Here is an 11,892-nt window from a genome sequence, read left to right on the forward strand (position 1 = left end):
TGCCCAATCTACTGGACCGCATCCACGAAGTGCCGTTCCGGTGCCGCTCGGCAGCGGCCGCGTTCGAGGCCCACGTGACCCGACCCTGACCTACGAAGTAGGCTTACCAAAGTTTCAGCAGTATCCAGAGGCGTCCGGGCCACCCCTTCGCGGGGCTCTCGGCGGGCGTTGATTATTTGACGAGGCAGGAAATTTGACCGGTAACGCGACGTTCCGACATGACAATACGGCGCTGCTCGCCGTGACGAGCGTGGAGGCGCCGGTAGTCGTCAGTTCCAGCGAGTTCGACGAGCGCCTGGCCCCCAGCCTGAAGAGACTCCGCCTCTCGAAGCGCCTCCTCGAGCGGGTGGCCGGCGTGACCGAGCGCCGCTGGTGGTCCCCCGGATCCGATTTCGACGATGCCGCGATCGAAGCCGGCGCGAAGGCGATGGCGGAGGCCGGGATCGAGCCGGGTGATGTCGGTCTCCTGGTCAACACCTCGGTGACCCGGCGGAACCTCGAGCCGTCGGTCGCCGTGAAGATCCACCACTCGCTCGGGTTGCCGTCGTCGGCCATGAACTTCGATCTCGCCAATGCCTGCCTGGGCTTCGTCAACGGTATGACCCTCGCGGCGAACATGATCGACTCCGGGCAGATCAAGTACGCGCTGATCGTGGCCGGAGAGGACGCCCAGCAGACGCAGGAAGCCACGTTCAACCGGCTGAATCGGGAGGAATCGACCAGGGAGGACTTCCTGAGCGAGTTCGCCACACTGACGCTCGGCTCGGGTGCTGCCGCCGCCGTGATCGGCCCGGCGGACCTCCATCCGGGCTCGCACCGGATCCTCGGCGGAGTATCCCGCGCCGGGACCGAACACCATGAGCTGTGTGTCGGCGGGATCGACGGCATGTACACGGACACCAAGGGTCTCCTCGACGGCGGGCTGGACCTCGTGGTCACCGCCTGGCACGAGGCGCAGGCGGACGGCTGGAAGTGGGACGCGATGGACCGCTACGTCACGCACCAGGTCTCCACCTCGTACACCAACGCCATCATCAAGGCCGTGGATCTCGAGCGCGAACGGGTCCCCATCACCTTCCCCCACTGGGGCAACGTGGGCCCGGCGTCGCTGCCCATGACCCTCGCCCAGGAGTCGCAGTCGCTGAGCCCCGGTGATCGGGTGCTCTGCCTCGGCGTGGGGTCCGGGCTCAACACGTCGATGATGGAGATTGCGTGGTAGCACTCCCTGGCGTCGATCCTTCCTGGTCGACGTTCACGGACGTGCCCTCGACCAGCGGCGCAGACACCCCCGGGACCGCCCACCGCTGGCACTACCTCGACAACGGGGCCGGGCGCGACGGCGAACCGGTGCGGGGCACCCTGCTCTGCGTCCACGGCAACCCCACATTCTCCTATCTGTGGCGGGACTACCTGGCCGCTGGACTGGCCGCCGGCTGGCGGGTCGTGGCCGTGGATCAGCTGGACATGGGCTACTCCGCGCGCACCGGCGTGTTCCGTCGGCTTGCGGACCGCATCACCGATCTCGAGGATTTCGTCGCCGCCGTGGGCCTCGAGGGTCCGCTCGTCACCGTGGGGCACGACTGGGGTGGCGTGGTCAGCCTCGGCTACGCGAACCGGAACCGCGAATCGCTGGTGGGCATGATCCTCACCAACACGGCCATCCATCAGGACCCGGCCCGCCCCATCCCCGCGCTGCTCAGGCTCGCCCTGGCCAGGGGCGTCCACGGTCCCGGGACCCGCACCACGAGCACCTTCCTCGACGTGACGCTCGCCCTTGCCCGACCGCGGCTGGAAGCAGAGGTCCGTCGCGCGTACAAGAACCCCTATCATGGCATTGCTGCCCGTCACGGCATCGCCAACTTCGTCTCCGACATCCCCGTCGGGCCCGGACACCCCAGTCACCCGGCGCTCACCGCCGTGGCCGAGGGCATCCGGAGCATCACGGTCCCCGTCCTGATGATGTGGGGACCCCGCGATCCGATCTTCTCCGATCCCTATCTCGAGGATCTCGCCCGGCGTCTCCCGCACGCGGACATCCACCGCTTCGAGGGCGCCGGCCACCTGGTGCAGGAGGACGCGGATACCGCCGCCACCGCCTTCCAATGGCTCGAGGCGCGCTCCGTGGGTCTCGACGCACCCGTCGCCCCGACGCACCGGCGCGCTGAGGGCGGCGGGTACACCCCGCTGGGGCAGCGCATCACCGAGCTCGCGGCCGGACCGGACGGTACCTCCACGGCCGTCGCCGAAATGACTGCCGACGCAGCACCCCGGACGCTGTCCTGGCGCGCCCTCGAGGACGACATCGCCGCCGTCGCCGCCGGACTCACGGCCCGCGGCCTGGGGCCCGGCAGCAGGGTGAGTCTGCTCGTCCCTCCGGGCGTGGATCTCACCGTGCTGATCTACGCGTGCCTGCGCATCGGGGCCGTCATCGTCGTGGCGGACGCAGGCCTCGGGGCCCGCGGGTTGAGCCGCGCTGTGCGGGGAGCAGCCCCCGACGTCGTCATCGGCATCGAACGGGCCCTTTTCGCTGCGCGTGTGTTCGGCTGGCCCGGACGCCGCATCAGCGCCGCGCCGCTGTCCGCCGCCCGACGGTCCGCTCTGAAGGTCGACGCGTCCCTCGACGAGCTCCGGAGGACTCCGACCACCTCCCTCGGCCCTCCTGCCGGGGACGCTCACCCCGACGCAGATGCGGCGATCCTCTTCACCTCCGGCTCCACGGGACCGGCCAAGGGCGTCGTATACACCCACCGGCAGCTCAGCGCCATGCGTGACGCCGTCGAGCGCACCCTCCACCTCGCGCCCGGCACCGCACTCGTGGCGGGCTTCGCTCCGTTCGCCCTGCTCGGACCGGCACTCGGCGCCACCTCCGTCACCCCGGACATGGATGTCACCGCTCCCCGGACCCTCACCGCCCGGGCTCTGGCGGACGCTGCCGCAGCCATCGCTGCGGACGTCGTCTTCGCCTCGCCGGCGGCCCTGCGGAACGTCCTCGGGACGAGCGACGACCTCCCGGCGTCGGGCAGAGCCGCCCTGGGCCGTGTCCGGCTCCTGCTCTCGGCCGGTGCTCCGATTCCCGTCCCTCTCCTCGAAGCCGTCCAGGACCTCCTGCCCGCGGCCACCCTCCACACGCCGTACGGGATGACGGAGTCGCTCCTGGTCGCCGATGTGGATCTCGCGGGCATCCGCGCCGCCGCAGCTGCCACCAGCGCCGGTACGGAGGGCTCCGGCAACGGTGTGTGCGTGGGACGTCCGGTCCATGGAGCGCGCATTGCCATCGCACCGCTCGATGCGACCGGCACTCCCGGTCCGGACGTGTCCACCACGCCCGGGGTGACGGGCGAGATCCTCGTCAGCGCCCCGCACGTCAAGGACCGCTACTTCCGCCTGTGGAAGACGCAGCAGCTGTCCGCCGGCACAGCGCCCTGGCACCGGACCGGCGACGTCGGGCACCTGGACGCCGAGGGGCGCCTCTGGGTGGAGGGCAGACTGGCACACGTCATCTCCTCTCCCGCAGGCGTCATCACACCGGTCGGGCCGGAGCAGGCCCTGGAGCAGCTCGACGGCGTCCGGCTGGCAGCCGTCGTCGGCGTCGGCCCGACCGGCAACCAGGCCGTGGTCGCCGTCCTCGAGGTGGAACGTGCAGGACGTCGTCCGCGTCTGGCGGAGGAGGCCCTGACGCGGGACGCTCGGATCGCCGCCCGCGAGCTGGGAACGGAGCTGGCAGCGGTCATCGTCGTGCCACGGCTCCCCGTGGACATCCGCCACAATGCGAAGATCGACCGCACACGGGTGGCACGGTGGAGTGCCCGCTTCCTCGCGGGCGGGCGGGTGGGCTCGCTGTGACGGTCCTGGTGACCGGCGCGAGCGGCATGCTCGGGCGCGCCGTCGCCCGACAGCTGCTGGCCGACGGCACGCCCGTCCGCACCTTCCAGCGGACACCCTCGGGTGTGCCCGGGGTAGACGACCACCTCGGATCCGTCGACGACGGCGTAGCGGTCCGCGCCGCCGTGCAGGGCTGCTCGGGCGTTATCCATCTCGCCGCGAAGGTCTCGTTCACCGGAGCGGCCGCGGACTTCGACCGCATCAACGTCGAGGGCACCCGACTGGTCCTCGAGTCCGCCCGGGCGGCCGGTGTGCGCGACGTCGTGTACGTCTCCTCGCCGTCGGTCGCCCACAGCGGCGCCTCGCTGATCGGTGTGCCGGCCGGTCCCGCGGATCCTGTGCACGCCCGAGGCAATTACGCCCGCACGAAAGCCGTTGCGGAGCTGCTGGCCCTCGCGGGCTCGGCCCCGGACTTCCGTGTCGCCGCCGTGCGACCCCATATCGTCTGGGGACCCGGGGACACCCAGCTCGTCCAGCGCGTCATCGATCGTGCCCGCGCCCGCCGCCTGCCACTGCTCGACGGCGGCGCCGCCCTCATCGACACCACCTATGTGGACAACGCCGCGACCGCCATCGTCGCGTGCCTCGACCGCATGGACCAGGCCCAGGGGCAGGCACTGGTGGTCACGAACGGTGAACCGCGTCCCATCGCAGAGCTGATCGCCGCAATATGTCGCTCCGGCGGTGTGGCACCACCACGCTGGTCGATTCCGGGATCTCTCGCGCGCAGCGCCGGAGCGGTGATCGAGCGCAGCTGGCAGCGAGCCGGTCGGACCGGGGAACCACCCATGACGCGGTTCCTCGCAGAGCAGCTGTCCACCGCTCACTGGTTCGACCAGCGCCATACCCGGAGCGTGCTCCACTGGACACCCGCGGTCGGCCTCGACGAGGGCTTCGACCGGCTGGCCTCGCACTACCGCCGCTGACGCAGGCCATGGGGGCCAGGCGTCCGGCTGCCGATGGACGACCATCCGGGAATGACGAAGGACGGGATGCTTTGCATCCCGTCCTTCGTCATTCGATCACGTCATCACCGGCGCAATGCCGGCAACTCGGCTCCTAGCGCGTGTAGTAGCCGTCCAGCGCCATGGCGTTGACCGAGTGTACGACCGTGCCCTGGCTCGCGTTGAGGGCACTGATCATCTGGCCGTTGCCGAGGTAGATACCGACGTGGCCGCCACCGTTCTGGCTCACGAGGTCGCCCGGCTGGGGGTTCGAAGTGGGGGTCATCGACGCGATCTGGTCCCAGCTGACGCGGGGCATGTCGATGCCGTTCTGGGCGTAGGCCCACTGGACGAAGCTCGAGCAGTCCCAGGTGCCGAAGCCGCTTCCACCGTAGACGTAACCCTGGCCTTCACCCTGCATGGCCGTTCCGGCGATGCCGGACATCGAGCTCTGGCGGACGACGGGCTTGTTGGACTGCAGGCTGATGCCCGAGCTGGCAGCAGCAGCGGGTGCGGCGACCGGAGCGGCCGCGGCGGGTGCGTACGTTGCGGCGGGTGCATAGGTGGTCGCTGCGGGAGCGTAGGTGGTTGCTGCGGGAGCAGCCCACTGGGCGCCGGCGGCTGCCGGAACGCCCCACTGGTCGGTGGTGTAGGTGCGCGTTCCGCTTGCGTCCCACTCGGTGACGGTGTAGACGCCGCTGGTGGCGGCCTGCGTGGTGACAGGCGCTGCATTGAGCTCACCGGCTGCGCTGGCGGGCAGTGCTGCACCGAGCATGAGGCCTGAGGCTGCAACGACGACGGCGGCGGGCTTACCGGCCACCGAGGCGCTCATGGTCACAGCACGCGATGCGGTGACGAAGGGGTTGATGCGTGCGGGGACGGCGCGGTGGCGCGCTGAAAAAGTGTTCTTGGACAAGTTGATGCCTTTCCCAATGCCTGCGAAGTTAGCTGTCGGGTTCGGATGGGACATCCGGACACTCTGTTCATCACGCAAGCGCCCCAACGCTGGTGATAGGTGTCTTTACCCCTAGGACTCCTGAAGGAATCCACTACTGGTTCCCCCGCCCCTGTCGAATGTGTTGAGCGAACGGTCCGTCCTCATCGACAGGGCTAGGCAGTGTGAGGATGGGCGCTCATCCATCGTGGATCGAACGCGAGATCTACGGTACGGGGTGGGAACGACATTGTCACGTTAAGGTCACGAGCATGTGGATTCCGCTGTTTTGCCTAACGAGCCGGCCTCCCGTGAGCGCAACGGATCAGGTCCTGGCGTTGCGGGGTCTGGGCTGGCACCGGGGGCACACGGAGGATGACCTGCCCATGAACGCTTCCCGCCGGATCAGCGTCGCCCGCCCCTCAGCGGCGCACCTGCTGCACGGCAGACCCGCCCGCCCGTAGGCCCGGAGCTCGCGGGCGAAGTAGCCGGAGGAGCCGTTCACGTTGACGTACAGCGCATCGAAGCTGGTGCCGCCCGCGTCCAGGGCGCGGGTCATGACCGATGTGACGGCGTCGACGATCCGGTGCGTGTCGGGACGCCGCATCGTGTCGGTGGGGCGCGCATAGTGCATCTTCGCGGCCCACAGGGCCTCATCGGCGTAGATGTTCCCGATGCCGGAGATGAGGCCCTGGTCGAGCAGGGCTCGCTTGAGGCCGGTCCTCCGTGCACGGAGACGGTCATGGAACGCCTCCATCGAGAACACGGTGTCCAGGGGGTCACGCGCAATGTGGGCGGCCTGGTGCGGGATCAGCGGCAGGAGTCCGTCTCCGAGGCCCCCGGGCAGATGATCCGGCGTGGGCTCCAACTCCGTGACGAACATGCCGCCGAAGATGCGCTGGTCCACGAAGCGCAGCTCGGTGGGGAGTGCTGCGCCGTCGTCCCCGTGCGCAGCGGAGAGCCCGAGTCGGACCTTGAGGTGCTTCTCAGCGGGTGCTTCGGGATCCTCGATGAGCAGTTGACCACTCATTCCGAGATGGGCCATCAGTGCCACGTGCGGACTGTCCGAGGCGCGGCCGGGCTCCTCGAGGATGAGCCACAGGAACTTGCCACGCCGTACGACGTCCCGGACCCGGGAGCCGGCAACGGTACCGATGAAGTCCTCCGGGCCTGCGACGTGACGGCGCAGCGAACGTGCATCGAGGATCTGGACGTCCTCGATGGTGCGACCTGTCACCCAGCGGGCCAGGCCGCGTCGCACCACCTCCACCTCGGGGAGCTCGGGCACTCAGCGTTCTCTGACCGGGCGGCAGGATGCGGGATCGGCCTCCGCAGCCAGCATCGTCCAGGACTGGGCAGCCGCGGCCTGCTCGGCGTCCTTCTTGGACGGACCGCGGCCGGATCCGTATTCAACCGTGCCGATCTGAAGGCGCGCGGTGAAGGTACGGGCATGGTCCGGACCCGTGCCCTCCACACGGTAGTCGATCAGCCCCAGGCGCCGCGCAGCGGCCGTCTCCTGGATCCGCGTCTTCCAGTCGGTGCCCTCGCCGAGGACGGCCGAATCCTGCAGGAGCGGGCCGATGAGTCGCATGACCATGGCTCGGGCTGTCTCGATCCCATGACTGAGATAGGCGGCTCCGATCACGGCCTCCATGGTGTCGGCGAGGATGGAGGCCTTGTCACGCCCGTTCGTGAGCTTCTCGCCCTGACCGAGCAGCACATGGCTTCCGAGATCCAGGCCGCGCGCGACGCCGGCGAGGGCCTTCGTGCTCACCACTGCACTCCGTCGCTTGGCGAGGTCTCCCTCGGACAGCGTCGGATTGTCGCGATAGAGCGCGTCGGTGACCGCAAGTCCCAGCACCGAGTCCCCCAGGAACTCGAGCCGCTCGTTGGTGGGGATCCCGCCGCGCTCGTAGGCGTAGGACCGGTGCGTCAGGGCAAGACGAAGCGTCCCGGGGTCTATATCGACCCCGAGACGCTTCGTGAGCTCTGCGCTATTCGTCACGATTGCTTCTGTTGATCTGGCATCCGGTGCACGCACCCCGATCGGGCACGATGGCGGCGGTCTGGATCAGACGTCGGCGACCTTGCGGCCCTTGTACTCCAGGAACAGCGGCGTGCCTGCCGAGTCCGTGACGACCTTCGCCTGATGCGCGAGGCTGTAGGTGACACGGCCGTTCTCGAGGGTCTTGACCAGCTTGGGCGCGGTGGCCTTCCACTGGGACCGGCGTGCGCGGGTATTCGCGCGGGACATCTTCCGCTTCGGGACAGCCACGGCTAACTCTCTTCTCTCTCGTCTGACTCTGACTTGGTTGCCGCGTCACTCTCTGCGGCGGTGCCCGTCAACCCTGCGAGGGCTGACCAGCGAGGATCCAAAACTTCGTGGTGATGGTCGGGATCGTCGTTGAGGCGGGCCCCACATTCGGAGCACAACCCCTTGCAATCCTCCCGGCACACCGGCTGGAACGGCAGCGATGTGACCACTGCATCCCGTAGGACGGGTTCCAGGGCGACTGCATCGCCCTCCACCCGGTACTGCTCTTCATCCTCGCCCAACAGTGACTCGGAGTCGCTGTAGAAGAAGAGTTCCTGAATGTCCACATCGCGCTCGAACCGCAGGGGCTCCAGGCAGCGCCCACACTCGCCGGTCACTTCCACACTCGCGGTCCCCGACACCAGGATGCCTTCGTGGACCGACTCGAAGCGCAGGTCGAGGTCCATGATGGAACCCTCCTGCACGCCGACCAGGGCTACGCCGAAGTCCTTGGGTGCCGGTACATGTTCTTCAATTGTCCGCATGCTTCCCGGACTGCGTCCGAGGTCCTTGACACTGAATGTCAAAGGCGAACTGAGATCGCTTTTAATGGTGACTCCTGTAGAACATATGACCGACGAATCATTCTAGCCTGCCCGGACCGGCAGCCCCAAAACACCGCGCGTGGCCTACGCCCGGCCGGCCTGCGCCCGGGCCGTGTGAGGTCCACGTAGGGCGGAGCCCCGCACCTTGAGCATCACCAGAGCCGACACGCGTCCGAATCTCCGCCGCCTCTGGACATGCCCCTCATCTCGCGCCTCGGCGGTCAGACTGATCGGTGCCGCAGCCTATGGCCGACGACGGCAAGGACGAGTGCGAGTCCCTCGGCGACAGCGGTGATGGTCTTCGTGGTGTACCAGATGGGCTCATACATGGACGGGATGGGCCCGATCGTGGGGACCTGCACGTACCGGTAGAGCAGGACCGCCGCGAGGGAGGCCAGCGCCACCAGTGCCGCCAGAAGAAAGGCTCTGCCGGTCCCTCTGAGGAGGACATAGAGTCCGGACAGGACGGCGACCGCGGCCTGGATACGGAAGACATTTCCACCGCCGATGCCATCCGGTGCTGCCTGCTGGAACCCCGAGGCGAGCTGCAGGTGGATGACGGCGCTGACGATCAGAGCCGACGCCACGAGAATCCTCAGAACCAGCAGGGCGATCCGACTCGTTCCCCTGCTGGTGTCCGAGGGCCCGTTGGTCGAGCTCACCCGATGACCAGCGTCCCGGACATCTGGGGGTGGTAGGTGCACTTGACGGCGTAGTCGCCGGGTTCCTCGGGCGCGGTGAAGGTCACTGTCTCACCTGCGCCCACCTCGACGTCGAAATCTCCATCGCCGTCAGCCGTGACGGTGTGAGGGGCGTCGTCCTCGTTGGTGACGGTCACCTCGGCGCCAGGGGCGATGGTTTCAGGCATCTGGTACTCGAAATCGACTATCGTGATGACCGCTTCCTCGGCCGGGGCGGCTTCAGCCGTCGAGGACGCTCCGCCTCCGGCTGACGCTTCGGATGTAGGCATGGCCGCGTCCGACGTCATGGGCGCCGCCGGGGCCGAACTCGTCGTCACTCCGTCGGGCGGATCGGTGGTGTTCGTCTCCTCCGGCGTGCAGGCTACGGATCCCATCACAACAGCAGCAAGGACCACCGCGGACAAGGCATTCTTTGCAAGATTCATGGTGCTCTCCAGACATAGGTTCTGCGCCGATCTGTGGATGCCGGGCCACCCCGCTCTCCGACGGAGGCAGCTGAGTCGCCTCTGCAGAATGCCGACACATGTTGTTCGTCACACGTAGGGTGCCAGACGTGTACAACGGCGCACTATTTTCGAGACCAGGACCGACCGGGAGGCAGCAGCCGTGAAGAAGTTCTCCGTTGCATCGAGCGCCAGGAACATCGTCGACGTTCGCTACGTCGCTGACCTTGGAGGGCAAGGGCTACGTGAACACGTACGACTGGACCGACGATGCGGTGTCAATCGATATGAACTCAAGCACCCTCGACGATCTGTGCCGCATCGGCCAGCGTGAGAGAGATGCGGTGATGGGTGCCGACGTCGTCGTCGTCCTGCTTCCAGCCGGGAAGAGCACCCATGTGGAGCTCGGTCTGGCAATCGCTCGGCATAAAAGGACGATTCTGTACTCTCCGGCCGAGACCATCAACAATCCTGCTGTCACCAGCATGTTCTACTACCTGCCTGAACTGGAGACATGCTGGGGAACCCTGGACGACGTCGTGGACCAGGTCGTCGGTCGAGAAGCCGCCGATACCCTGGTCTGATGCGACCCGTCGTCCTGGCTGACAGAAGCAGTCGATCCATCTGCGGCTAAAGAGTCGGGGCGAAAGGACTCCTGTCGGCGGCGAGATGTTTGACGTAGGTTCGGGCTCATGGACGCTCAGCAGCTCACGGTCACAAGCTCGGACAAGACTCAGCTTGCCCTGACCCGGTGGTCGGCGCCCGGACCTGCAATCGTCTTCCTGCACGCCGGCGTGGCCGATCGGCGGTCCTGGACCGTGGTCGCGCAGGAGATGTGGTCGCGCAGGAGATGCAGGGCGACGGCCTCGATCGTGTCGCGTACGACAGACGAGGCTACGGGGACTCCCCGGCCGCTGCGCCGTCGTCATCCTTCACGCACGTCGACGACCTGATTCGCCTTCTCGACGAGCTCGCTCGAGCAGGTTCTCCTCGTCGGTAACTCGATGGGCGGGACGCTCGCGATCGATGCAGCGCTGCTGCATCCCGATCGGGTCAGCGGACTGGTACTCATCGGTGCTGCAGTCTCCGGGATGACCGACGAGGACACGCCGTTCGATTGGGAAGCTGACGACGCCTCTGCTCCGCTGATGGCCCGTGCAGATGACCGTGACCTGACAGCTGATGACAGGATCCGAGGGCTCGCCCACCTGTGGCTCGATGGGCCGGTAGCCCGGGAAGGCCGCGTCGCGGGTGATGCCCGTGACCTCTTCGTCGAGATGAACCGGACGATCCTCGCAGTCGACGCTCCCGGCTCTGCGGGGGATGCCGGCACTGACGCTTGGACCCGGCTCAACGAGCTGAGGTTGCCCGTGGTGTGTACCTGGGGTGAGCTGGATCTGCCCTGCGACATTTCGTTCTACGAGGAGACCGCGCGCCGGATCGGCCAAGAAGGGGGACAGGTCCTCCCCGCGGTGGCACACCTGCCCGGCCTCGAGCAGCCGGCGCTCGTCGCCGACCTCGTTCGGGACGCCGCACGCCGTTGAAACCAGAACCGATCACGACGGCGATGACCGCGTGTTTGCCCTACTGGAGCAACCGCTCGCGGACGACGTCGGGAACGAACGGTCGGATGTCGCCACCCAACGAGGCGACCTCCTTGAGCAGGCTCGAGGACAGGTGCGCGAACTCGGTAGCGGTGGGGAGGAAGACGGTGTCGACGTCGGCCAGGTGGCGGTTCATGGTGGACATGGGCAGCTCGTAGTCGAAGTCGAGCCCCGATCTCAGACCCTTGACCAGCGCGTTCGCTCCGTGCTCGGCGCAGAAATCGGCGAGGAGTCCGCCTCCGAGGGGAAGCATCCTGACGTTCGGTAGATGAGCGAGACCCTGCGCACAGAACTCCATGCGCTCCTCGACGTCGAACCGGTACTTCTTCGCGTAGTTGGTCGAGACCGCGACGATCACGTCGTCGAACAAGCGGGAGGCCCGGCTGATGATCTCGATGTGACCGTTGTGGATGGGGTCGAAGGATCCGGGGCAGACGGCGCGGCTCATGCACCTACGGTACCGAGTCGCAGTGGCACCTCGGGCCGCAGCCGCTCGCGACGAGTGCGCTCTGTCAGCGCACCTGC

At 67.6% G+C, this 11,892-nt stretch carries 12 protein-coding genes, 1 pseudogene and 1 riboswitch; of the genes and pseudogenes, 5 read left to right on the forward strand and 8 right to left on the reverse strand.

Features of this window, described 5'->3' with window-relative positions; translation table 11 throughout:
• Positions 1–193 precede the first annotated feature (193 nt).
• From FQ377_RS06055 to FQ377_RS06065, 3 genes are read left to right on the forward strand one after another with little or no spacing between them, the layout of a single operon-like run.
• Complete coding sequence (locus tag FQ377_RS06055; RefSeq protein ID WP_148600338.1) at positions 194–1,219, forward strand: 3-oxoacyl-ACP synthase III; 1,026 nt, start codon at positions 194–196, stop codon at positions 1,217–1,219.
• Complete coding sequence (locus tag FQ377_RS06060) at positions 1,213–3,843, forward strand: alpha/beta fold hydrolase (protein WP_148600339.1); 2,631 nt, start codon at positions 1,213–1,215, stop codon at positions 3,841–3,843. The genes FQ377_RS06055 and FQ377_RS06060 overlap by 7 nt, the downstream gene beginning before the upstream one ends.
• Positions 3,840–4,808 (forward strand): NAD-dependent epimerase/dehydratase family protein, encoded by a 969-nt coding sequence (locus tag FQ377_RS06065; protein ID WP_148600340.1) that lies wholly within the window; start codon positions 3,840–3,842, stop codon positions 4,806–4,808. The genes FQ377_RS06060 and FQ377_RS06065 overlap by 4 nt, the downstream gene beginning before the upstream one ends.
• A gap of 133 nt (positions 4,809–4,941) precedes the next feature.
• Here the strand turns inward: FQ377_RS06065 and FQ377_RS06070 are convergent, their stop codons facing one another.
• The 7 genes from FQ377_RS06070 to FQ377_RS06100 form a co-directional block, all read right to left on the reverse strand.
• Positions 4,942–5,742 (reverse strand): C40 family peptidase, encoded by an 801-nt coding sequence (locus FQ377_RS06070; protein WP_262364306.1) that lies wholly within the window; start codon positions 5,740–5,742, stop codon positions 4,942–4,944.
• Between the two features lie 2 nt (positions 5,743–5,744).
• Positions 5,745–5,922, reverse strand: a riboswitch (cyclic di-AMP (ydaO/yuaA leader).
• 163 nt (positions 5,923–6,085) lie between these two features.
• Positions 6,086–7,048: a bifunctional DNA-formamidopyrimidine glycosylase/DNA-(apurinic or apyrimidinic site) lyase gene (gene mutM, locus FQ377_RS06075; protein ID WP_148600341.1), complete on the reverse strand. Its 963-nt coding sequence runs from the start codon at positions 7,046–7,048 to the stop codon at positions 6,086–6,088.
• Positions 7,049–7,765, reverse strand: a complete 717-nt coding sequence (gene rnc, locus FQ377_RS06080; RefSeq protein WP_148600342.1) for a ribonuclease III — start codon at positions 7,763–7,765, stop codon at positions 7,049–7,051.
• Positions 7,766–7,831: 66 nt separating this feature from the next.
• Entirely contained in the window at positions 7,832–8,035 is a 204-nt protein-coding gene (gene rpmF / locus FQ377_RS06085; RefSeq protein ID WP_043445822.1) for a 50S ribosomal protein L32, read from the reverse strand.
• 2 nt (positions 8,036–8,037) lie between these two features.
• Entirely contained in the window at positions 8,038–8,601 is a 564-nt protein-coding gene (locus FQ377_RS06090; protein WP_148600343.1) for a YceD family protein, read from the reverse strand.
• Between the two features lie 239 nt (positions 8,602–8,840).
• A complete protein-coding gene (locus tag FQ377_RS06095) occupies positions 8,841–9,281 on the reverse strand; it encodes a hypothetical protein (RefSeq protein WP_148600344.1) in 441 nt (146 codons plus the stop codon).
• The gene (locus FQ377_RS06100; protein ID WP_148600345.1) at positions 9,278–9,745 is read right to left on the reverse strand and encodes a cupredoxin domain-containing protein; all 468 of its coding nucleotides are present in this window, start codon (positions 9,743–9,745) and stop codon (positions 9,278–9,280) included. Before FQ377_RS06100 ends, FQ377_RS06095 begins: the two co-directional genes overlap by 4 nt.
• 263 nt (positions 9,746–10,008) lie before the next feature.
• On the opposite strand from FQ377_RS06100, the gene FQ377_RS06105 reads away from it, so the two are divergent.
• On the forward strand, positions 10,009–10,347 hold the full coding sequence (locus FQ377_RS06105; protein ID WP_222861844.1) for a hypothetical protein: 339 nt from the start codon (positions 10,009–10,011) through the stop codon (positions 10,345–10,347).
• A gap of 399 nt (positions 10,348–10,746) precedes the next feature.
• A pseudogene (locus FQ377_RS06110) lies at positions 10,747–11,307 on the forward strand (alpha/beta fold hydrolase); the annotation flags it as partial.
• Positions 11,308–11,347: 40 nt separating this feature from the next.
• Here FQ377_RS06110 and coaD read toward each other — a convergent pair.
• On the reverse strand, positions 11,348–11,815 hold the full coding sequence (coaD, locus tag FQ377_RS06115; RefSeq protein ID WP_148600347.1) for a pantetheine-phosphate adenylyltransferase: 468 nt from the start codon (positions 11,813–11,815) through the stop codon (positions 11,348–11,350).
• Between the last annotated feature and the right edge of the window lie 77 nt (positions 11,816–11,892).

It is taken from the genome of Arthrobacter echini, assembly GCF_008107445.1.
In the GTDB taxonomy this organism is placed as follows: Bacteria; Actinomycetota; Actinomycetes; order Actinomycetales; family Micrococcaceae; genus Arthrobacter_D; species Arthrobacter_D echini_A.

Excerpts from the sequence above, each read along its gene's own strand:
- FQ377_RS06100 (WP_148600345.1), bottom strand. The coding sequence starts at position 9,745 with ATGAATCTTGCAAAGAATGCCTTGTCCGCGGTGGTCCTTGCTGCTGTT.
- coaD (WP_148600347.1), bottom strand. The coding sequence starts at position 11,815 with ATGAGCCGCGCCGTCTGCCCCGGATCCTTCGACCCCATCCACAACGGT.